19 protein-coding genes and 6 pseudogenes are annotated in these 21345 nt (G+C 67.5%); 11 read left to right on the forward strand and 14 right to left on the reverse strand.

The window, feature by feature from the left end; all coding sequences use genetic code 11:
- Positions 1-250: 250 nt before the first annotated feature.
- The 3 genes and pseudogenes from RUMESO_RS22830 to RUMESO_RS22845 all read right to left on the reverse strand — a co-directional run.
- A pseudogene (locus tag RUMESO_RS22830) lies at positions 251-1131 on the reverse strand (IS3 family transposase); the annotation flags it as partial.
- A 280-nt stretch (positions 1132-1411) separates the two neighbouring features.
- Positions 1412-1864: a hypothetical protein gene (locus tag RUMESO_RS22840; protein WP_037284251.1), complete on the reverse strand. Its 453-nt coding sequence runs from the start codon at positions 1862-1864 to the stop codon at positions 1412-1414.
- Positions 1865-2006: 142 nt separating this feature from the next.
- The gene (locus RUMESO_RS22845) at positions 2007-3131 is read right to left on the reverse strand and encodes a hemerythrin domain-containing protein (RefSeq protein ID WP_051521627.1); all 1125 of its coding nucleotides are present in this window, start codon (positions 3129-3131) and stop codon (positions 2007-2009) included.
- A 321-nt stretch (positions 3132-3452) separates the two neighbouring features.
- On the opposite strand from RUMESO_RS22845, the gene RUMESO_RS22850 reads away from it, so the two are divergent.
- Positions 3453-3668, forward strand: a complete 216-nt coding sequence (locus RUMESO_RS22850) for a hypothetical protein (RefSeq protein WP_037284254.1) — start codon at positions 3453-3455, stop codon at positions 3666-3668.
- 175 nt (positions 3669-3843) lie between these two features.
- On the opposite strand, the gene RUMESO_RS22855 is transcribed toward RUMESO_RS22850, so the two are convergent.
- The gene (locus tag RUMESO_RS22855) at positions 3844-5772 is read right to left on the reverse strand and encodes a hybrid sensor histidine kinase/response regulator (RefSeq protein WP_037284256.1); all 1929 of its coding nucleotides are present in this window, start codon (positions 5770-5772) and stop codon (positions 3844-3846) included.
- A gap of 338 nt (positions 5773-6110) precedes the next feature.
- On the opposite strand from RUMESO_RS22855, the gene RUMESO_RS25490 reads away from it, so the two are divergent.
- The 3 genes from RUMESO_RS25490 to RUMESO_RS22865 all read left to right on the forward strand — a co-directional run bounded on the left by RUMESO_RS25490 (position 6111) and on the right by RUMESO_RS22865 (position 6987).
- A complete protein-coding gene (locus tag RUMESO_RS25490; protein WP_156363070.1) occupies positions 6111-6272 on the forward strand; it encodes a hypothetical protein in 162 nt (53 codons plus the stop codon).
- A gap of 133 nt (positions 6273-6405) precedes the next feature.
- Entirely contained in the window at positions 6406-6627 is a 222-nt protein-coding gene (locus RUMESO_RS22860; RefSeq protein WP_037284257.1) for a hypothetical protein, read from the forward strand.
- Between the two features lie 51 nt (positions 6628-6678).
- A complete protein-coding gene (locus RUMESO_RS22865) occupies positions 6679-6987 on the forward strand; it encodes a hypothetical protein (RefSeq protein ID WP_037284259.1) in 309 nt (102 codons plus the stop codon).
- 291 nt (positions 6988-7278) lie between these two features.
- Here RUMESO_RS22865 and RUMESO_RS22870 read toward each other — a convergent pair whose 3' ends face one another.
- From RUMESO_RS22870 to RUMESO_RS22885, 5 genes are all read right to left on the reverse strand, one after another.
- On the reverse strand, positions 7279-8340 hold the full coding sequence (locus tag RUMESO_RS22870) for a sensor histidine kinase (RefSeq protein WP_211262981.1): 1062 nt from the start codon (positions 8338-8340) through the stop codon (positions 7279-7281).
- A 305-nt stretch (positions 8341-8645) separates the two neighbouring features.
- A complete protein-coding gene (locus RUMESO_RS22875) occupies positions 8646-8930 on the reverse strand; it encodes a hypothetical protein (RefSeq protein WP_211262982.1) in 285 nt (94 codons plus the stop codon).
- A gap of 216 nt (positions 8931-9146) precedes the next feature.
- Positions 9147-9629: a cation:proton antiporter domain-containing protein gene (locus RUMESO_RS28035; protein WP_281177604.1), complete on the reverse strand. Its 483-nt coding sequence runs from the start codon at positions 9627-9629 to the stop codon at positions 9147-9149.
- Complete coding sequence (locus tag RUMESO_RS28040) at positions 9578-10393, reverse strand: cation:proton antiporter domain-containing protein (RefSeq protein ID WP_281177605.1); 816 nt, start codon at positions 10391-10393, stop codon at positions 9578-9580. Before RUMESO_RS28040 ends, RUMESO_RS28035 begins: the two co-directional genes overlap by 52 nt.
- A 191-nt stretch (positions 10394-10584) precedes the next feature.
- Complete coding sequence (locus RUMESO_RS22885) at positions 10585-11430, reverse strand: YihY/virulence factor BrkB family protein (protein ID WP_037284263.1); 846 nt, start codon at positions 11428-11430, stop codon at positions 10585-10587.
- A 202-nt stretch (positions 11431-11632) separates the two neighbouring features.
- On the opposite strand from RUMESO_RS22885, the gene RUMESO_RS22890 reads away from it, so the two are divergent.
- Positions 11633-12721, forward strand: coding sequence for an AI-2E family transporter (locus RUMESO_RS22890; RefSeq protein WP_037284266.1), 1089 nt, complete (start codon positions 11633-11635; stop codon positions 12719-12721).
- A 742-nt stretch (positions 12722-13463) separates the two neighbouring features.
- Positions 13464-14435: pseudogene (gene istA / locus RUMESO_RS22895) on the forward strand (IS21 family transposase); the annotation flags it as partial.
- Here the strand turns inward: istA and RUMESO_RS24730 are convergent.
- Positions 14403-14615: pseudogene (locus RUMESO_RS24730) on the reverse strand (transposase); the annotation flags it as partial. The pseudogenes istA and RUMESO_RS24730 overlap by 33 nt on opposite strands.
- A 256-nt stretch (positions 14616-14871) precedes the next feature.
- On the opposite strand from RUMESO_RS24730, the gene RUMESO_RS22900 reads away from it, so the two are divergent.
- Positions 14872-16092, forward strand: a complete 1221-nt coding sequence (locus tag RUMESO_RS22900; protein ID WP_425414949.1) for an IS110 family RNA-guided transposase — start codon at positions 14872-14874, stop codon at positions 16090-16092.
- Between the two features lie 92 nt (positions 16093-16184).
- Here the strand turns inward: RUMESO_RS22900 and RUMESO_RS22905 are convergent.
- Positions 16185-17251 (reverse strand): annotated as a pseudogene (locus RUMESO_RS22905) (IS256 family transposase); the annotation flags it as partial.
- Positions 17252-17684: 433 nt separating this feature from the next.
- On the opposite strand from RUMESO_RS22905, the gene RUMESO_RS22910 reads away from it, so the two are divergent.
- Together RUMESO_RS22910 and RUMESO_RS28750 are read left to right on the forward strand one after the other, a co-directional pair.
- Entirely contained in the window at positions 17685-18299 is a 615-nt protein-coding gene (locus tag RUMESO_RS22910; protein ID WP_037284272.1) for a 50S ribosomal protein L25/general stress protein Ctc, read from the forward strand.
- 63 nt (positions 18300-18362) lie between these two features.
- Positions 18363-18638: pseudogene (locus RUMESO_RS28750) on the forward strand (DUF2568 domain-containing protein); the annotation flags it as partial.
- Positions 18639-18696: 58 nt separating this feature from the next.
- On the opposite strand, the pseudogene RUMESO_RS22915 reads toward RUMESO_RS28750, so the two are convergent.
- A pseudogene (locus RUMESO_RS22915) lies at positions 18697-19037 on the reverse strand (SMR family transporter).
- Positions 19038-19165: 128 nt separating this feature from the next.
- Between RUMESO_RS22915 and pth the strand changes: the two are divergent.
- Entirely contained in the window at positions 19166-19846 is a 681-nt protein-coding gene (pth, locus tag RUMESO_RS22920) for an aminoacyl-tRNA hydrolase (protein WP_037284274.1), read from the forward strand.
- Between the two features lie 46 nt (positions 19847-19892).
- On the opposite strand, the gene RUMESO_RS22925 is transcribed toward pth, so the two are convergent.
- Both RUMESO_RS22925 and RUMESO_RS22930 read right to left on the reverse strand, forming a co-directional pair.
- On the reverse strand, positions 19893-20252 hold the full coding sequence (locus RUMESO_RS22925; RefSeq protein ID WP_037284277.1) for a hypothetical protein: 360 nt from the start codon (positions 20250-20252) through the stop codon (positions 19893-19895).
- A 31-nt stretch (positions 20253-20283) separates the two neighbouring features.
- Complete coding sequence (locus RUMESO_RS22930; RefSeq protein WP_037284279.1) at positions 20284-20649, reverse strand: SH3 domain-containing protein; 366 nt, start codon at positions 20647-20649, stop codon at positions 20284-20286.
- 265 nt (positions 20650-20914) lie between these two features.
- Between RUMESO_RS22930 and RUMESO_RS22935 the strand changes: the two genes are divergently transcribed.
- Positions 20915-21286: a DUF2237 family protein gene (locus RUMESO_RS22935; RefSeq protein ID WP_037284282.1), complete on the forward strand. Its 372-nt coding sequence runs from the start codon at positions 20915-20917 to the stop codon at positions 21284-21286.
- Positions 21287-21345 lie beyond the last annotated feature (59 nt).

Below are 21345 nucleotides of genomic sequence, written 5' to 3' on the forward strand. Positions count from 1 at the left end.
CGACCGCCTCAGAACGGCTTCGCCAGGACCGGATGCATGGACAGGACAGTCACGTGACCAACTCGGTCAGGCCCTTCTCGGGTCACAGGCATCGGCGAGGCGAAGCCCCACCGCAAGGCGTTCCCGGGCGACCGACAGGTCCAAGGAAAGACACGAGCGGTCGATCAGAGTGTGGGTCAGATCGCGCAGGACGCCTTGCGGCGCCAGCCTACCAAACGGTCGATCAGTGTTGGGGTCAGACCGCCCAGGAACTGGCCACCATCTTCTGACTGTCTGAATGATGAAGCAGGGCATCGGCCTTGCCTCTTCGCCAGACCGCCATCATCAGCGCATCCATGACGAGCTGGGCGTCCCGCTCGGCCTTCATCGACCAGCCCACGATCCGGCGCGAGAAGAGGTCCAGCACGACGGCCACGTAGAGCCAACCTTCGGCCGTCCAGAGGTAGGTAAAGTCCGCCAGCCACTTTTGGTTGGGCCGGTCCGCCTGGAAGTCGCGGTCGAGAATGTTGTCGGCAATGACGGAGCGCAGGCCGTCATCCTTCGGCAGTCCACGACGCCTGGGCCTGGCTCGCAGCCCGTTCACTCTCATCAGCCGTTCGACGCGATGCAGGCCGCAAGCGAAGCCTTCGGCCAGCACATCGTGCCAGACCCTGCGCGCTCCATAGGTGCGGTCACTGCGTCGGAAGCTCTGGGTGATCAGTTCCAACAGCTGTTCATCGTAGAGCTGATGGTCGCTGGCCGGCCTGCTCAGCCAGGCATGAAAGCCCGAGCGCGACACATCTAGTGTCTCGCAGAGCCAGGAGACCGGCCAGATGTGGCGGTGCTTCGCGATGAAGCCGAACTTCATGTCGACTCCCTCGCGAAGAACGCGGCCGCCTTTTTTAGAATGTCACGCTCCGCCTTGAGCCGGGCGACCTCCTTCTTCAGGGCCGCGATCTCGGCCTGCTCGGAGCGCATCTGCCCGTGGCCAGGGAATGCACTGGCCGGCGCCTCCGCCAGCTCCCGCATCCAGCGTCGCAGCACGCTCTCGGCCACGTCCAGGTCGCGACAGGCTTGCGCGACCGACACGCCGCGCTCCCTCACCAGCTTCACCGCCTCGAGCTTGAACTCGCGGCTGAACTTCCGCCTCATCGGCACTCTCCAGTTCCAAGGTCACGATCTTATCGTCGTGTCCACGAAACCGGCAGCAGGCCAGAAAGCTCTGGCCGAGGAAAAGAAGGCCATCTTCCGGGCGGCCAGCGAGGCGCAGAAGGCGGTGGATCTCATCACCGAGAGGTGCGGCACGGCTCCCGAGGTTGAGCCTTGGTCCACGACTGCGCCTCCTCAATCGGATGTTCGAGGCAGGGTGCGGGAAACAAGGTTGGGCAATGACCCGCCTTGCGGGTCATTGCCCAGGAAAACAAAGCTTGCGCTAGCTCAAGCGCCGCGCGTTGGCGGTCGCTTGTTGGTGGACGGGCGCCAGAGCCAATCCACCCGTTTGCATGGTTCGGGTCATCATGCGGGTGCCATGTGCGACCCAGCGCTCCGACATCGCTGAGCAGTCGCCCGTGCTTAAAGGACGTCCGCTGAGGGCTTGATCGCAGAAATGCCGCGCCTGCTCGAAGGTGTCGAGCAGCATGGCCGACCACTGGTCGGCGAGAGTCTCGTTCACCCTGGAGACGGCTACCACCTTCTCGGCGACCATGCCGGTGATCTCGGCATAGTTGCCCTCAGTCGGACGTCGAGCGGCGTGGCCCATAATGGTCATCCGCGCGCCGATGACGCTGCCGGACGCCACCATCATCTCGCTGACCTGCATGCCCGTCCTCACCAGCCCAAAGCTGGCCTTCATGAGCTCGGCCCAGGCGTCGTTTGCGGCCGTCATCGATGTCTCCTTTGCGGGCTCGAAGAAGCGGGAGCGCAACAGCCATTATGACTGCTGCGCCCCAGCCGAATGCCCTCGGGCTGTCGAGCCGCCGCCTCTTGCGGCTGCGGACCTCGCGTCACTGGGGCACTCAAGAGGGTTGTCAGGCCGTTTCGCTCAGACGGCCATCGAGCGGGGCCAGGGCGTCCTGGGAGGCGCGCTGGGTGATCTGGAGCATCTTGGTGCTGCTTTCCATCCAGTTGCGCATCACGGTGCCGACGAACTGCTGCTGGAGCTCCGCCGCCTGCTTCACGCTCCGGCACTGGATCAGCTGCTGGGACATCTCGGCGTTGGCGCGAGTGGCGCGACCGAGCCATTCCGCCCATGCCGTTCCGACTTCCAGGACAGCACCGCGCGAGACGGCGGACGACGCCCGGATAGCCTGCAAGTCCCCGGCAAACGGCTCCGACGAGCCATTGTAGACGGCCATGGCGTCGCGCGCCTCCGAGGCGATCTCTTGCACCCGCTCTGTCAGGCTCGTGGTGACCTGGCGCGCGCTGTCCTGCAGGGAGGCGGCGCCACGTCCGACTATCTCAACCACCTTCTCGGTGCTCTCGCGCGCGCTCTGGGCGGTCGCCTGCTGCGCGCGAACCACGGCCCGCTGAGCCTCGGCGGCCTGCTCGACCTCTTCAGCCTGGCGCTTGGCCTGGGCTGCTTCCTCGCGCTTCTCTTCCCGCTCGGCCGCCTTCTGGGCGCGAACCTCCGCCCGCTGGGCTTCGGCGGCCTGCTCCGCTTCTTCCGCCTGGCGCTTGGCCTGAGCCGCCTCTTCGCGCTTCGCGTCGCGCTTGGCCTGCTCGGCCTCGGCGACGGCGCCCTCCATGCTGGCGGCCAGGGCGCCGGCTTCATCGTCGCTCAGCGCCTTCAGGACCGCCGGAAGGAGGTCCTTGGTCTCATTCCGGACATGCTGCTGGAAGCCCTTGTTGAGCTCGGCGAGCTCGGCCAGGAACGCGTCATTGTCCTTGGGCATGCCGGCCAGCTTCGCTAGAGCGGCGCGCAGGTCCTTGTTGCCCTTCAGAGCCTGGGCAGCAAGGTCCTTGGTCTCCGGATGCTTGCGGAGCAAGGGCAGGAGATGCTGCTCCTCGATCTCCACATAGCGGGTGAGTTCCTCGGTGAGGTCCGCAAACAGGCTCTCGCGGGTCTTCAGCGCCTGGTTCGAGGTGGCGGCAAGCTTGGTGATCAGCTCGGTCGTCTTCGCAGGCGCGGCCTGGATCGTCTGGCGCAGGGTCATGGGAGTAAAGTCCTTATGGGCCGCTCAGAGCCGCAGACACACGTCAAGAGCCCGGCACTGAGGTGCGGGTGGTCCGACGCTGGCGGCTCAAAGCAGAGAAAGCAGGATCACCCGACGAGGACTCGCCGCATGTCGATGCTGCACTGCAACATAACCCCGAAACTGGCGATTGTAAGGGCACGGCGGGAAATGACGGGCAGCGAAGGGCTGGACGTTCCGTGCCAGTCCTTGTCCCTGAGCAGAGTGCTCTCGTTGGAGCGCTTTGCTGCGAAACGCGGCAGTTCCATTGCGTGGCCTGCCTGATCGGCCCATGTTGAAAGCATGGAAGGCTTCATCATCGAGACCACGTTAAGGGATGTGGACGCCCCGCGAGGGCGAGAGTTCGTGAGATGGATCGGAGTGGCGCGCTATGCCCGTGATCTGCTGACGCAGATCGAAGGCCGGGACCCAAGGATTGTTGAGTCCGGCCTGGACGTCCTCGCCCGGGCCCGGGCTCTGGGCCTGCAGGACGGGGAAGCAAGGCGGCTCGACGACTGACCCGTCCAGGGCTCCGCGACCGTGGTGCGGGGCTCGGTGTCAGGTCGCCTGGCTGCGCTGCGCGGCCTTCCGGGACTGCCCCGGGTGACAGACGCGCCATGCTGGTCCCGGCACGTCACCTCGTATCCTGTGGCCGCTTCCAACCTCAGGGGCCTAGGGTCGCCGCGCCCGTGGCTCACTTCATCTTCTCACGGATGATGGCCTGGAGCTGATCCTGGCTAAACGGCTTATCCAGCTTCGGCAACCCGAGGTCTTCGGCCTCCTTGGGCAGATCCAGATATCCGGTCGCAAGAATCACGGGCAGGCCCGGGTGGGTCTGCCGGGCCGCGGCGGCCAGCTCGGTCCCGCTCATCCGAGGCATGCCCTGGTCGGTGATGACCAGATCGACCTTGGTCTCGCTGAGGAGTTGCAGCGCCTCGGCTCCGCTACGGGCCTCGATGACTTGGTATCCGAGATCCTCGAGCATAATGACGGTGTTCATCAGCACCAACTCATCGTCATCCACGGCCAGCACTGTGAGAGGTGCCTGGCCGGGCGCGTCTTCGGTTGCGCTGGTGAGCGGTCCGGTCTCGACCGAGTGAGAAGCCACCGCTGCCGGGAGCCACATCTCCACCGTGGTGCCTTCGCCCTTACTGCTCGCCAGGACCAGCCGCCCGCCCGAGTCCTCCAGCAGCCCGTGAACTGTCGACAGCCCCAGTCCCGTGCCCTCGCCCGGACCCTTGGTTGTGAAGAACGGGTCCACCGCCCGGGCCAGCGTCGTCTCGTCCATACCCTCACCGGTGTCGCTCACCGACAGGCGCACGTAGGAGCCGGCCTTCAGCCCTGCCGGCTCGTCCAACGGCACCTCCTCGCTGGAGATGCTGATGGTCAGCGTGCCGCCCTGGGGCATGGCGTCCCGAGCGTTCGCGGCCACGTTGAGCAGCGCCAGCTCGAGCTGGTTCGGATCGACCATCACCGGCAGGACCGAGAACGGCGCTCGCGACTCGATGGCGATGTTGCCGCCCATCGAGAGCCGCAGGAGGTCGCCCAAGCCCCGCACCAGGGCCGGCAGGTCGACCTCCTGCGGCTCTAAGGGCTGGCGCCGCGAGAAGGCCAGCATGCGCGTGGTTAGCGCAGCGCCGCGGTGAGCGCCCTGGAGCGCATTGTCGAGGAGCCGTGTGATCCGGGGGTCGTCCGGCACCCGCTTCTGCAGGAGCTCCAGGCTGCCGGTGATAGCCATGAGGAGGTTGTTGAAGTCGTGCGCGATGCCGCCGGCGAGCTGGCCCAGGGCCTCCATCTTGCGGGACTGCAGGAGCTCCTCCTGCACCCGCTCGAGCGCCTGCTGCGCCTCGCGCTTCTCGGTGATGTCGCGGGTCACCTTGGCGAAGCCGATGAGCTGGCCCGCATCATCCCAGATCGGGTCCACGATAACGCTGGCCCAGAACCGGCTGCCGTCCTTCCTGACCCGCCAGCCCTCGTGCTCGAAGCGGCCCTCGCGCTCGGCCGTCTCGAGCGCCCGGCGGGGCAAGTCCGTGGCCCGGTCCTCCTCCGTGTAGAAGCGGGAGAAGTGCTCGCCGACGATCTCGTCGGGCTCGTAGCCCTTGATGCGCCGTGCGCCGGCGTTCCAGCTGGCCACCCGTCCCGAGGAGTCGAGCATGTAGATGGCGTAGTCGGTCACGCCCTGGACGAGCAGGCGGAACTGCTCCTGGCTTTGGCGTAGCGCCTCGTCCGCGGCCCTCTTCTCGGTCAGGTCGCAGGTGATCTTGGCGTAGCCCAGGAGCGTGCCCGTGGGCGAGCGGATCGGGTCGACGGCGACATGGGCCCAGAAGCGGCTGCCGTCCTTCCTTACCCGCCAGCCCTCGCCCTCAAAGCGACCCTCGCTCTCGGCGGTCCGGAGGACCCGCTGGGGTAATTCGTTGGCCCGATCCTCTTCCGTGTAGAATCGGGAGAAGTGCTGGCCCAAGATCTCGGACGCGGTGTAGCCCTTGAAGCGCTCCGCCCCGGCGTTCCAACTCGAGACCCGGCCCTGGGCGTCCAGCATGTAGATCGCGTAATCGGTGATGGCCTCCAGCAGCAGGCGGTACCGGCTGTCGTCGCCATTCGGCTTCAAGGCTGCTCGCGGCACGCCGTTTCCTGCCTGTTCCTGATCTGCGCTTGCGGATCGTGAGCAATCCACTCCAGCCCGGCTGCGCGCAAGCTTGGACCTAGCCCGGCTGGCCGGGATGTCCTCTCTGCATAAGAAGGGAGCCGGGATCGCTACGTCCCTTTCCGTGTCGCACTCTCAGGATCTCACGTGGAGAGCCTCTCCGTCCCGGTCCGCACCAACATCCCGTCTGGATGTAAGAACCCTAAGCCTGAGCAGGTGCTGGTGGTGAGCGCCACGCCCTCGTAATGGGCCCTGCTCATCCCCATGTATGTGATGCCCACGAGGTATTCCTTCGCGGGATCATGGAGGCTCCTGACATGGACGCCGACACCCCCAAGCCCAGCATCAACCTCGCTCAGCACGAACTCGACAAAGCCCGCGCAGACTGGTCAGCGGAGAAGGTCCGCAAAGCCCAGCGGGAGGGTGAGGTGAACTGGGTCTATCCCGGTGACAAGCCTACTCCCGATCCGGCCCGTTAAGATCTGGCCGCAACCAAGGGCGCTTCGGGGGTTCTTCTCTTCCGCTCCCCGGGCGGCTCGCTCGCAGGCTCAGCGCTCTGGCCCACCCCGACTGCCCCCGCGAGGTTCTTCGCGGATCATGGAGAATCCTCTGATGGACAACGCTACCCCCAAGCCCAGCATCCACATCACTTTTGACGAAGCCACCATGGCTCAGGTGCGCCGGTCGGCCGACAGGGACCGGCGGGTTGCGGAGAACGACGCACTGAACAGGATCCAGCCCGGCCAGAGTGAGAACGCCAAGGCGGTGTGGCAGGGAGAGGGCGGCAGCACAGCCGCGGACACGCCCCTGCCGACTCTCTATCCAAAGCGCTGAGATGGCGGTCGAGCCCCTTCGGGGCTGTTCACTCCGGAGCGGGACGGACCTATGCTCGCGGAACTGAAGGTCTTGAATGTCGTGACCTGCGCTGCCGTGCTGACGGCCGTGGGGTGGTGGGGGTGGTCCGAGTGGAACGCCGCCCAGTCCCGATTTGCGCCCCTGGCCGCTTCGGCCGACGTCGAGGAGGTTCTCAGGGGAGCGGCTCCATGGCAGGACGCCTGTCAGGCCATCGTGGACGCCTGGGACGGAGGCGAGCGGCCGGACTTGGCCGGGCCACTCGGGCCCGCGGCGGCTGCACAGGTGGAGCGGTGCCGACGTATCGTGACCATGCGGCCCCAGGTGTGGGCCACGGATTGAAGGGGTTAACAAAACCCCGCGCTGGACGTAGCTCCAGCAGATGGGTGAGGAGGTGAGCGGCAAGAACGCTTAGGGGCTGTCGGGCCTACGGTCGTGATGGACCGTGAGGCGGCGGAAGCAGGGACAGGCTGCTGCCGGCGACCGTTCCGACCTCAGCCAAGCGCCGTTGCCCTTGGGCTTGGATCTGAGCTTAACCCGTTCGCCTCCGGGATCATCGTCATGTTGTCGGCCGAGGCAGGTTCACGGGCGGCGGTCTGCCACGCAGCAACGGACGTGCTGCTCGGATTGCGCTTACACGGCCGCGGGCGTCGGCTGTGCGTTGGCGGCATCCGCCGCATCATGTGTGACCGAGACCAGAGTCCCAGGGTTGACCGCCGCCATCGAGATGGTGGCGTCGAGCTGCATCACCAGAGCCCTGACGATGTTCGAGCCGAGGCCAGCCTTCGCCTGATCGGGCCCTTCAGGCAGCCCCACCCCGTCATCCCGAACAGTCAGTTCCCAGCCCTCACCGGTCGAGGCAAAGCCCACAACGATCCGGCCGCCCCTCTGGTCAGGAAACGCATGCTTCAGGGCATTGATCACGAGCTCGGTGACGATCAGGCCCAAGCTCAGGGACACCTCCGGCGTGACGACGCTGTCGTCCACATCGACCTCGATCGTCAGCCGTGAGGGGTCGCGGATCATCGACGCCCCGATGCTGCGGCAGAGACTGGCCAGGTAGTCGGCCAAGACCACACGTTCGAGGTGAGAGAGCGCGAGCTGCCGTTGCAGCTCGGCTACCGACATCAGCCGGTGATGGGCCTCGTTGATATGGAGGCGAGCCTCCTCGGACTGCACCGTCCGGGCGCCCTGCAGCAGCACACTGGCGATGATCTGCAGGCTGTTGGCGATGCGATGGTTCAGCTCCCGCAGCAGCACCGCCTTCTCCCGCAACAGGTCCTCCTTCTGCTGCTCGCGATGGCGCGCCTCGGTCACGTCCACACAGGAGAGCAGGAGGGTGGCGCTCTCATCGCTTGGGTAGTTCAGTTTGCGGGCATTGATCAGGAGATGACGGACAGGCTGGCCCTCGCGATGGAAGTCCATCTCGTAGCTCTCGACGGCGGCATACCCGGACGCCGTTGCCTGCAGGAGCGCAATGAGCTGCGGGATGTTCCACTCGCCAGCGCCCAGCGAGGTCAAGGGGCGGAGCACGGTCTGAGCGGGATCGATGCCGAAGGTCCGGCAGAACGAGCGGCTGGCCACCATCACGGTCAGATCAGCCCTGAGAAGCAGCGAGGGAGCATCCGTCGCGAGGATGACCGCGTTCGCCAAACCTACCGAGAAGTCGGGTGGCAGCGCATCAACTTGGTTCACGACGCTTACCCCGCTTCGATGTCCGAGGAGCAGCCAGGCCGAGGTCGAACTGTCGACGCCACTCCAAGCGCCGGGCCATGGCCGCGAGGCTCATCCTAGTAGGATCGTATGGCGAAAGATACTTTCCCGGCCAAAGCCGCCCGCTCGGCCCTCGCCGAGCCGATGAGCAGGTGGCCGGGATGAGCACCGCCCGACTGCACCGCGGCTCTTCGAGAGGTCAGCCTCGCGCGGCCCGTCCCAGCAGGACCCCTGCTCCGACGCCTGGACCTGGCGCAAAGCTGACGACACGACCTGCTGCCCCATGCTTAGCCGGCCTTGCGGCGCGCCTTCTTGGGGGGAGCCAGAGCCACGTGCGTCCTGTCCTCTGCCTCCTTGCTCAGCCTGGCCTGCCGTAGCCGGGCCGTGTTGGCCTGCCGAAGCTCGGTCGTCTCGTCGATCAGAGCGCGGGCCACGCGCGTGGTCTCACTGGCCTTGCTCTCGCGAGGCGTTCGCGGCAGGCGAACCTGAGCCGGCTTGGTAGTCGGTGACGGCGCATGTCCCGATATCAGCTCGAGCCACAGGCGTTCTGCGGTGTCTTGGCCGGAGGTCATGATCCATTCTCCTGGATGCAGCGCTCCCAACCGGGGCCTAAACCTGGATCAGAAGATCGGTGCTTTGGGGTAAGTGGCTGAACGCGATCGCGCGTTCGCCTCATTCAGAGATAGGGCCGCCTGACCCCCACACAAGACGGTCGAGCGTCGTCTTCCCCGCTTCTAGTCTCTTGGCCCGGAACGGCGGACACTCAGGGCTGACCGCGCTTTGAGGGCTCACTCCCTTGGCTCTCGCACCAGAAGGCGCACGCTCTCACCAGCGGTGAGCCCGTGGACAACGGTGGAGGCGAAGATGGTGAATGAGACCAAGGCCCAGAGTTCGTTCTGGTCGATAAAGGTCACGTGGGTCGATGCGTAGCCCAGGTAGTAGATCGAGCCGATGCCACGCACGCCATAGAACGCCACGACGGCGCGTTCGCGTGGCTCGAGCGCCGTGCCGAGAAGGCCCAGGAGCCCGGCCAGGGGGCGGATGACGAGGATCAGCCCGAAGCCGATCACGGCGTGGCGCCAGTCGAGGTAGGGCCAGAGCGCCGGCATCATGCCACCCAGGAGCACGAGAAGGATGGCCGTCATGGCGGTCTCGAGGCCGTCGCTGAAGACGTGCAGGCGCTGATGATAGGGGTGGCTCGCCTCGACCCGGCGCATGGTCATCCCGGCGACAAAGGCCGCCGCGAAGCCGTAGCCTTCGGCAAGTTCCACGAGGCCGTAGCAGAGGAGGACGCCGGCCAGTGCCAGAACCCCGGACCCGACCTGGCGAGGGTGTTGCCGGCGGGATAGACGAATAGAGCCTGCCCCAGGAGCCAGCCGATCCCGGCGCCGAGCGCCACGCCGACGCCGATCCTGTAGAGGACGTCCCAAACGAGCCACTCGGCCCACCCCGCGACGCCCAGGCTGCCGGCGGCGGCGTGCAGGGCCAGGTAGACGAAGGGGAAGGCGAGGCCATCGTTGAGCCCGGCTTCAGTGGTCAGGGAGAAGCGGACCGGGTGCTCGCGCCCTTCGAGGGGTGGGCCCACCTGTACGTCCCCGGCCAGGACTGGATCGGTCGGTGCCAGGACCGCCCCGAGCAGGATCGCGCCGGGAACTGTCATTCCGATCAGGCCCCAGCCCAGCAGTGCCACGGCCCCGATAGAGATCGGCATGGTCACGGCCAGCAGTCCGATCGTCGGGCGCCAAAGCCGAAAGCCACCCAGGTCGTCGATCCGCAGCCCGGTCGAGAACAGGACCACGATGACGACGATCTCGGCCGAGAGCTCCCAGAATGCAGGCGCTGCTTGGGGGGCGAGCGGGCTGAACAGCCCGGGAAACAGGACAGCCACACCGAACCCGCAGATCATCAGGGCGGCCGAGGCAGACGGCGGACGGCGGAACACCAGCTGAGGCAGCCAGTAGGACAGCAGGAGCGCCGCCCCGATCACCATCAGAAGCAACTGGTGCGAGGCGAAGTCGAATGTGAGGACATCCATATGGGATCACAGCCTTCAGGCGGGGCGCTCGAGGCGGCAGAAGCCCAGAACGGCGCAGAGGGTCCGGGCAAGACCTCTTGGAAGATAGCCGTCCCGTAAAACACAGCCAGATGCGTCCGGCTGTATGTGGTCTGGCGGTCTCGGTGACACCTAATCTGCGACACCAAGGTCCGCGTTGCCGGCCAACACCCTCAGGCCCGACTTCCGTGGGTCTCGGCATAGGCCTTGGTGAACTCGGCGCCGAAGAGCAGGATGAGCGACGAGTAGTAGATCCACAGCATGATGGTGATGACCGACGCGGCGGCGCCGTAGGCCGAGGCGACCCCGCTGCGGCCGATGTAGACGCCGATCAGGACCTTTCCGGCCGTGAACAGGACGCCCGTGACGACCGCCCCGGTCCAGACATCCCGCCAGGTGAGGGTCACCGCGGGGAGGACCTTGAAGATCATCGCGAACAGAAGCGTGGCGAACAGGAAGGACGCCGTGCTGTTGATGAGTTGGACGAGCACTAGGCCACCCGAGACGCGGGTCTCGAGATAGGTCCCGACCGCGGCAACGCCGGCGTCGATCACCAGCGAGACCAGAAGCAGGAAGCCGATGCCCGCCACCACCGACAGGCTGAGAAGGCGCGTGCGCACCAGCCCCACGAGCCCGGTGCTGGCCGGCCGGACCTTCCAGATGACGTTCAGGTCGTCCTGGATCTCCACAAAGGCGCTGGTGGTCAGGATCAGGAACAGGACCACACCGATGGTTGTCCCGATCACGCCGGAGCCGAAGTCGCTGGCGCTGGCGATCAGCGCCTCGATGGCGGTCGCAACCTCCTCGCCCAGGAGGCCGCCCAGCTCGCCCACGATGGCACCCTGCGCCGCCTCGCGCCCATAGACTAGCCCCGCCACGCTGATGACGGCGAGCAGCATCGGCGCCAGCGAGAACAGCGTAAAGAACGAGATCGCCGCGCCCAGGCTCATGGCGCGGTCGTTCCACCAGCCTGCGGCCGCGGTGCGGGCCAGATCCCGCCACTTGGAAGCCAGGGCCATGTTCGTACCTCCAGTCGGGAACACGATAAGATGGTCTGGCACCCTCAGACGGGGAGGGCGAGTCCGCGCCAGATGCTGTTTGACCGCCTCACGAGGGACGAGGGATAGCACGACCTGGTCTCTGCCGGGCTCAGGTTGAAAGCTTACGCGCAGATGCTTCCTTCAATTGGGTACAGGCCGAGATATGCGAGGTCCCTAAGTCATGATGTTCCTCGGCAAGCCCATCGAGCAGACGCTCGGCATCGCCGCCCTTCTTCTGCTGGCCTTGGGGTGCGCCGTGGTCCTATGGCCGTTCCTGTCGGCGCTGCTGCTGGCCGCAGTCGTCTGCTACTCCACCTGGCCCATCTACCTGGAATGCGAGCGGGTGGTGGGCGGGCGTCGAGCGCTGGCCGCCGCCCTGATGACGGGGCTGGTCACCCTTGTCCTGGTCGCGCCCTTTGCCGTGATGGTGGTCACGCTGGCGGAAAGCACCCGCGGTCTGGTTGCCGGCGCAACCCGCATTCTGGCGGAAGGCCCGCCCCCACCCCCGCCCTGGGTCACAGGGCTTCCGATCCTGGGCGAGCGCCTGGCGGCTTACTGGGGGAGTCTCGCCCTAAATGCCCCTGCCTTCGTGATCGAGCTCACAAAGCTGAGGGGGCCGGCCATCAGCGCGGCCGTCGCCAGCGGGGCGGTGCTTGGCTTGGGCCTCCTTGAGCTTGGGCTGAGCGTGTTCATCACCTTCTTCTTCTACCGGCACGGGCGGATATTGGCGGCCTACGTGCGCCAAAGCGCCCAGCGGGTCGCCGGTGAGCGCGCGCCGCGCCTGCTTCTGGTGGTGGGCGAGACCGTTCAGGGCACCGTTTACGGCCTGATTGGCACGGCGCTGGCGCAAGGGCTGCTGGCCGCCCTAGGATTCTGGATCGCCGGGGTGCCGCAGGCGCTGCTCCTGGGCTCCCTGACGTTCGTTCTCTCGTTCCTGCCTGTCGGTCCGCCGCTCGTCTGGATCTCGGTGGCGCTGTGGCTTCTGGCCCAGGGAGCGATTGGCTGGGGCATCTTTGTCGTCCTCTGGGGCGTGTTCCTGGTCAGCACCATCGACAACGTGCTCAGGCCTTATCTGCTGGCGCGATCGAACAGCCTGCCCTTGCTGCTGGGCCTGCTGGGCTTCCTGGGCGGCCTGCTCGCCTTCGGGTTCATCGGCATCTTCCTGGGCCCGACGCTCCTGGCTGTGGCCTACAGCCTCTTCGTCGAGTGGCATGAGGCCGAGGCCGAAGAGCGAAGGCAGGCCCCACCAGGGTCCCCAGACAGCCAATGACTTGCCGACGAGGGATCGCAATGGGCAGTTTGGAAGCCCGTCCGGATTTCTTCGACTGCGCGCTGCGTCACAACCAAGGTGTCCCGGCTGGTCATTCCGTGCGCATCTCAGATGTGAAGACGGCAGCATCGGACCCACCCTAAAGCCGGTCCACAGCACTGGAGCTGACCCATGACAGGGCGCCGTCCCGCTCGGCTGGAGTGTTCGCGGCCCGGCGAACTTTGGCGTCCGTGGAGGTCCGTGACGGCGCACTCGCTCGAGCGTGCGGCCGAGGTCGGCCTTGGTGGACTGATGTGTTGCCATCTCGACAAGACTAAACCCAGACTCGCTGAACCGTTAGATCTCGTCGTTGTTCCCGTCGACGCTGGACGCCCCTGTGACTCGGTTGGGCGCCAATCTTGCAGATTGCGGGAGAGCCCGGCTGGTTGTTCTGACGGGTGAGCGGGCCGCATCGGCGCTGCACGACCGAGTGGGCCCAGTTCTAGCTTACATCACTGGCAGGAGTGCGGCGTCGCCTGTGAGATCGAGGGCGAGCGCGCCGAAGCGGTCGCTCGGGTGTTTCTCGGGATGTGATCGGGAACAGCCCGGGTGTGGGTCCGTTCCTGTTGCGCACACAGGAGCAGATGAGAACGGCGGTGAGAAAGTCGGCCACGGGAGCGGCGGGATGATCCCGCGGCGGGCGGCGCGATAGTCGGCCACATGTGTCCTTCCTGGCAGCAGGGAGGGCGGGGGCATTATCACTGTGGAGCTGTATCGGAAGGTGCGCCAGGCCTACTTCAGGCAGGGCCTGAGCAAGCGTGCGATCGCGCGTCTCTTCGGGATCTCGCGCGACAGCGTCGACAAGATGATCGTCTACTCGGTGCCGCCGGGCTACCGGCGGACGGCGCCGGTGAAGCGGCCGAAGCTGGACGGGTTCACCGCGATCATTGAGCAGTGGCTGCGGGAGGATGCGGATCGCCCTCGCAAGCAGCGTCACACCGCCAAGCGGGTCTTTGACCGGCTTCGGGAGGAGCACGGCTTCACCGGCGGCTACACCATCATCAAGGACTACCTGCGCGAGCATGAGCGGCGCGGCCGGGAGATGTTCGTGCCGCTGCACCATGCGCCCGGCCATGCCCAGGCGGACTTCGGTGAGGTGCAGGTGGTGATCGGGGGTGTCGAGCAGAAGGCGCACTTCTTTGTCTTCGACCTGCCGCACAGCGACGCCTGTTACGTTCGAGCCTATCCGGCGGCGACGGCCGAGGCGTGGGTGGATGGCCACGTCCAGGCCTTTGCATTCCTCGGGCGCGTGCCGCTGTCGGTGCTCTACGACAACGACCGCTGCTTGGTGGCGCGTATCCTGCCGGACGGGTCACGCCGGCGGGCGGTGCTCTTCAGCGGGTTCCTGTCGCACTACGTGATCCAGGACCGCTACGGGCGGCCCGGGAAGGGCAACGACAAGGGAAGTGTCGAAGGCATTGTTGGCTGGGCACGGCGCAACTTCATGGTGCCGCTGCCGCGCTTCGCGACCTGGGAGGACCTCAACGTCTGGCTGGCGGAGCAGTGCCGCAAGCGGCAGGCCGACACCTTGCGCGGTCATCGCGAGACGATCGGCGAGCGGCTCCAGCGGGACCTCGAGGTAATGGCGCCGCTGCCACCAGCGCGGGACTGTCAGGATGTCTGTGCGCGAGGCCGGGTACATTCAGCTGGCCTTGAAGCGTTCGCCGAAGACGATGGCGAACTGGGTCTTGGCTTCGAACCACTCGCGCGGCGGTCGCTTCCAATCCTCGGCCGCCCGGTTCAGCACGAGGTATAGCAGCTTGGTGGCCGCCTCGTCATTGGGGAAGTGCCCGCGTGCCCGGACCGCGCGGCGCAGCTTGGAGTTTAGCGCCTCGATGGCGTTGGTAACCGGTATGAGGATTTCGGTGCCGAGGTTCCTGCCGTGACCTTCGGGTCGTGGTGTATGCTGCGAGCATCCGGGACGGAGGCACCGGGAGCACGAAGGTGCGGGCAGGCCGGTCCATTCGATGAGCTGTGAGCTCGCGTTAGTAGCTGGCCGCCTCTGCGACTCGCCCGGTTGCGCTGAGAGCGCGGATCCGTAGTTGTCGTGTCGCCCCACCGCTCCCACCACTTGGGCTGCGATGGAGGCGAGCATGCGACGCGTGATCGGCATCGACATCCACCGGACCTTCGGGGAGGTGGTGATCTGGGAGAGAGGCGTGCTGCGGCACGCCGGCCGGGTCGATATGACCCGGACGGGGCTGGAGGGCCTGGGCAAGGCTCTCCTGACGACCGACGAGGTGGTGATCGAGGCCACCGGCAACTGCATGGCCGTGTCGCGGGTGCTGTCGCCCTTCGTGGCGCGGGTGGTGATCGCGAACCCGCTTCAGGTGAAGGCGATCGCCCATGCCCATGTGAAGACCGACAAGGTGGACGCAGGCACCCTGGCGAGCCTCTATGCCGCCGGGTTCCTGCCGGAGATCTGGACGCCGGACCCGCAGACCGAGCGGCTGCGACGCTTGACGGCGCGGCGTTACCAGGTCGTCCGCCACCGGACCCGGATCAAGAACGAGGTGCATGCCATCCTGCACGCCCACCTGATCCCGAGGTGCCCGCATGCCGATCTGTTCAACGGCCGGGGGCGGGCCTGGCTGTCGCGCCAGCCCGTCCCGGAGGACGAGCGCGCCGCCATCGAGCGGCATGTGCGCGAGCTCGACCGGCTCCAAGAGGACCTGAAGGACCTCGATCGGGAGATCGCGAGCGGGTCGCTCGAGGATCCGGCCGTGAGGCGACTGCTGACCATCACCGGCGTCAACGTCGCGGTGGCGACTGGCCTGGTGGCGGCCATCGGCGACATCGGCCGGTTTAAGAACCCTCAGAAGCTGGTGAGCTACTTCGGGCTGAACCCCCGTGTCCGCCAGTCCGGTCTGGGAGCCGCGCATCATGGGCGGATCAGCAAGGCTGGCCGCAGCCATGCCAGGGCCATGCTCGTCGAGGCGGCTTGGGCGGCGGCCAAGGCACCGGGGCCGCTGCACGCCTTCTTCGTGCGCATCCGCGCCAAGCGCGGCCACCAGATCGCCGCAGTCGCCCTGGCCAGGAAGCTCACGGTGCTCTGCTGGCATCTGCTCACCAAGGACGAGGACTACCGCTGGGCGCGCCCGGCGCTCGTCGCCAGCAAGACGCGCGCAATGGAACTCCAGGCCGGGCTTCCGCAGAAGAAGGGCAACCGACGCGGACCGGCCTACGCCTACAACGTCAAGGACCTGCGGGATCAGGAGCGGCAGCTCGCCCAGCAGGCGGAGCGGGACTACGAGCGCTTCGTCGAGAGGTGGAGGACGCGCGGCCCGACGAGCGGGGTGCGCGGGCGCCTCAAGCCGGCAGGACTGGAATAGGCGGCCTGGCGGCGCTTGCAGCCGATGCGCCGCTCTTCGCCACGAGGTCGCCCGCGCCACGAGAGGATAGCACAAGACCCGACAAACCGCTTGTCCATCTCATCCGTCGTGTACACGATCCGGCGCACGGCCTCGGGGAAGGCGAAGAAGGGGATCACGCGATCCCAGTTCGCCCGCCAGCTTCGCGCGATGGCGGGATACCTCTGCCCCCAAGGGCCGGCTTCGAAGGCCTTTAGCGCCTCCAGACCGGCGTCTGCATCCTGAGCGCGGTAGATGGCGCGCAACTCGGGCATGACGGCCTTGCGGTCCTTCCAGGACATGAACTCGAGCGAGTGGCGGATGAGATGCATCGAGCCATGGGAACGCCACTGGTCCGAGAGACCATGGCGAGGGCAGGTCTGCACGACCGCATGCGGGAAGGCGGCTTCGATCGCCTCGGGGAAGCCCTTTAGCCCGTCCGTGACCGCGATCAGCACGTCGGCCAGGCCGCGGGTCTTGAGCTCGTTCATCACCCGCAGCCAGAACTTCGCGCCCTCGGTCTGCTCGATCCACAGGCCCAGGACCTCACGCGCTCCGTCAGGTAAGATGCCGAGCGCGATGTAGACCGCCTTGTTCCGAACGAAGCCCTCGTCGCGGATCTTCACTCGGATCGCGTCGAAGAAGACCGGGGGTAGCAGGCGTCCAGCGGCCTGTTCTGCCACTCGGCGACCTCGTCGAGAACGGCGTTGGTGACGGTCGAGATCAGGTCTGGCGAGACCTCGATGCCATAGAGCTCCTCGAGGTGGTCCCGGATCGCCCGCACGCTCATGCCGCGCGCCTACATCGAGATGATCTTGTCGTCGAAGTCCGGGAAGCAGCGTTGGTACTTGGCGATCAGCTGGGGATCGAATGTGCCAGCCCGATCGCGGGGGATGTCCAGGCGCACCTTTGAGGTGCCCGTCAGCACCGTCTTCTGCGACGTCCCGTTGCGCCGGTTGGCGGGCCGTGCAGCGCCCCCATCCTCGCCGCGCTCGCCATCCAGATGCGCGTCCAACTCGGCGTTCAGGATGCGCTCGGAGAGCGCCTTCTTCAGATCGTCCAGCAGCCCGCCCCGGGCGAACACCTCACCCGGATCGCGCCCCGCCAGAAGCCGGTCCAGAACGTCCTTCTCGATAGCCATGGTTCAGGTCCTTTCTCACCTTCATCATGGCCTCGCTCACAGATATCCTGACAGTCCCCCGGCGAAGAGCAAAGCGATCCAGGCCATTCCGGCCCTCCTTGAACGGGCCGGGCCGTCCCGGATGTCGCATCCCATGAGCGGGCGAGGTCGTCCTCGTCCGGCCTACATGGCGTCCCGGCACATGCTGGGCAAGGGGCCGGGGCGTCCGGCGAAGGCCGTCCTCGCGCCGAGGTCCTGCCCAGCGGCAACCTCGGGCGCGCCCTGCCGGCCCGGCTTGCCAGCCGGGCGTTCGGCGCTGAAAACCATCCCCCGGATGGTTTTCCGGGCGCGCCTCACCCCCCTCTTCCCTTTCCCCCGCGTTCGCGCTAAGGGGGCCGCCTCAACCGGGCCGCGCACCCTTGGAGGGCGGCCCCTTTTGTTATGGAGAACACCAATGGCTGGCGAGGTCATCGACCTTCAGGCCCAGGTTCGCGCGGGGACGGGCAAGGGGGCCGCCCGCGCCGCTCGCCGTGATGGCGCGGTGCCTGGGATCGTCTACGGCGGCGGGCAAGAGCCCCTGCCCATCAACCTCGACTTCAACGCGCTCATGAAGCGGCTCAAGGCGGGCCACTTCCTGTCGACCATGTTCAACCTCAAGATCGAGGGACAGGAAGATCAGCGCGTCGTCTGCCGCGGCGTTCAGCGCCACGTCGTCAAGGACCTGCCGACCCACGTCGACTTCCTGCGCATCTCGGACACGACGCGGATCAACCTCCGCATCGACGTGGTGTTCGAGAACCACGGCGCCTCGCAGGGCCTCAAGCGCGGCGGCACCCTCGTCGTCGTCCGCCCGCAGGTCGAGCTCGAGGTCACCGCCGGCGACATCCCCGACCACATCACCGTGGACCTGACGGGCCGCGACGTGGGCGACGTGATCCACATCCAGGACATCCCGCTCCCCGCCGGCGCCAAGCCGACCATCGAGCGGAACTTCGTCGTCGCCAACATCTCGGCCCCCTCGGGCCTGCGCGCCGCCGACAACGTGGACGAGCCCGCCCCGGCCTCCTGAGGCCGAGCGCCTTCCGGCTTCGAACGGGACCCCTCGGGGTCCCGTTTTCGTCTCCGAGGCCCCATGACGACGCTGAACCTCCTCCTCGCCTTCCTGGACGAGCTCGTGGCGCTCTGGGGCGCCGGGCTCCTCGCCGGCCTCGCCGCGCCGGGCCGCCTGCATTGGCCCCTGGTCCTCCTCGGCGGCGCCCTCTTCGCGCTGGCCTGGGGCGCCTTCGACGCGCCCCGTTCCCCGCGCCGGCTCCGGGGCCGCGCCCTCGCGATCTTCAAGGCCGGAGCCTTCGCCCTGGGCACCCTCGGCCTCGGCCTTGCCGGCCACACGAGCCTCGCCTGGGGCCTGGCCCTCACGGCGGCCCTGACCCTCGTCCCGCTCGAGGCGATCCTCCGCCGCCGGCCCGCTAATGCCCCACGGTCGTCGAGAACAGGTTCACCACCAGCACCCCGCGAGGATGAGCCCCATCCCCATCAGCGCCGGCGCGTCGAGCCTCTGCCCATGCCGGACCCAGGCCACCGTGGCGATCAGCACGATCCCGAGCCCCGACCAGATCGCATAGACCACCCCCGTCGGCATCACCCGCAGCGGGAAGGACAGGAGCCAGAAGGCCACCGCATAGCCCACGACGGCGAGCAGCCCCGGCCCCAGCCTCGTGAAGCTCTCCGACCGCGACAGCGCCGTGGTGGCGATCACCTCCGCCACGATCGCCACCGCCAGGATCAACCAGGTCACGCCACGCCCCATCGTCCGGCTCCTCCTCGTGCCTTCCTTTCCCACGCCGGTCCCGCGTCCGACCGGACTCCCGCGACACCCGATGGTCGCGCGGCGACCCCCGGTTCCCTTCCCCCGGCCCCCGCACTAGAACCTCGCCCATGAAACTCATCGTCGGCCTCGGCAACCCCGGCGCGCAATACGCCCGCCACCGCCACAACATCGGCTTCATGGCCGTGGACCGCATCGCCGAATCCCACGGGTTCGGCCCCTGGCGCTCGCGCTTCCAGGGTCAGACGTCCGAAGGCCATCTCGGCGGCGAGAAGGTCCTCCTCCTCAAGCCCCAGACCTACATGAACGACTCCGGCCGCTCGGTGGGCGAGGCGATGCGCTTCCTCAAGGTCCCCCTCGCCGACCTGATCGTGCTCCACGACGAGATCGACCTCGCGCCCGCCAAGCTCAAGGTCAAGACCGGCGGCGGCCACGCCGGCCACAACGGGCTGCGCTCGCTCCACGCCCATGTGGGCGACGCCTACCACCGGGTCCGGCTGGGCGTCGGCCACCCCGGCCACAAGGACGCCGTGCCCGGCTACGTCCTCCACGACTTCCCCAAGGCCGACCGCGAGGGCTGGGTCGAGGACCTCCTGCGAGGGCTGGAGGACGCCGCCCCCGCCCTCGGCACGCTCGACTGGACGACCTTCCAGAACAAGGTCGCCCTCCGCCTGAACCCGCCCCGCGCCGGCAAGCCCGCGCCCGAGGCCGCCCCGAAGGCCAAGGCGCCCGAGCCGCCTCCCGAGGACTCGCGCTCCCCCCTCCAGAAGCTCGCGGATCGCTTCCGGTAAGGGGGCAGGCCCTCAGGTCATCGTCTCCCGCCGCTGCCCGGAGCGCTCAGCCGCCGGACACGGCGACGCGCAGCCGGAACGCGTTGTATCCGCGAGAGCGGAAGAGAGGCATGACGCGGATCTCGTAGATCCCGGCCCGCGTGGTCCAGTCGATGGATTCCTGGACTTCGCTGACACCCGGGACCGTCACGATCATGACGTCGGGGCCCAGATCCTCCACCGAGACCTCCGCGTGCTGGCCCTCCCCCACCTCGATGGTGAAGCACAGGGAGCTGTCGGCCGGCACCTCGCCCGTGACGACGCCTTCCGAGGCGCCAGGGGCGAAGCGGATCTCCTGACACGGAGCCTGCGCGGACGCGACAGCGGGGACGAGGCCAAGGGCGAGCGCGACAGCCGAACGGACCATGGTCAAGGCTCCTGCAGGATGTTCCCGATCCTCAACCCGCCAGCGGGGTGAGGTAGCTCCCATGCACCCACCCGCTCCGACCGTTCAGGTCCGGGTAGTAGACCCCGACCCAGTTGCCCTGGCCGTCGCAGGTTTGGACGACGTCGCCGGCATGAAGCTCGTCGATCTTGGGGTATTGCGTGCCGGGCCCGGACCGCACCGCGAGGAAGTTGTCCCCATTGGGATCGAGCCCCGAGACGGTGCTGGTCGCGCAGACGGCGGCCTGCCCGTCGCCCTCCAGGACCATGACGGGAACGTCGAGCTCCTGCGCCGGCGCCATGCCGGCACCGACAAGGAGCGCCGCGACAGGGCGCAGCACGAACGTGCGACCCCAGGCCGCCAGCAGGGTTCGGTCCATCTCCGATCTCCCGGCATCGCGGGTCCATTCTGCCTGCGTGCCTGCCCCTGCGTCAACAACCGAGGCGGACCCAGTCGGCCTCGCGTCTGGGCCGGGCCCACGGGGAGCATCGCCCCGGCCCGCCGCCCGCCGTCGCGCTCCGCCGGAGCGGCGGGACCGGATCGCCCGACCGCGCCCCGGCCCGCAAGAGGCCCGCCGAGGGTCGGCCCCCCTTGCCGCGCGCCCTCTTCCGGCCCCAGATATCCCCGACCAACGGAGGCGCATCATGGACATGGACCCATCCCTAAACGTCCTGGGGACAGAGCTCCAGCCCTGCTCGACCCGTCCCCTCACCGGCTTCTTCCGCAACGGCGCCTGCGACACCTGCCGCGAGGACCGGGGCTCGCACACTGTCTGCGCCGTGATGACGGCCGAGTTCCTGGCCTACTCCAAGTATGTCGGCAACGACCTGAGCACGCCTCGCCCCGAGTTCGGCTTCCCCGGCCTCCAGCCCGGCGACGCCTGGTGCCTCTGCGCCGGCCGCTTCCTCCAGGCCCACGAGGAGGGCTGCGCGCCCAACCTCCACCTCGGCTCGACCCACCGCCGCGCCCTCGAGGTCGTTTCGATCGAGATCCTCCAGGCCTACGCGCTCGACTGAGCCGCCGCGCGCCACGTCCCGGCCAGACACCCCCGACGCGTCCGGCCCCCGTCGAGGGA

Source organism: Rubellimicrobium mesophilum DSM 19309, assembly GCF_000600335.2.
Lineage (GTDB): Bacteria > Pseudomonadota > Alphaproteobacteria > Rhodobacterales > Rhodobacteraceae > Rubellimicrobium > Rubellimicrobium mesophilum.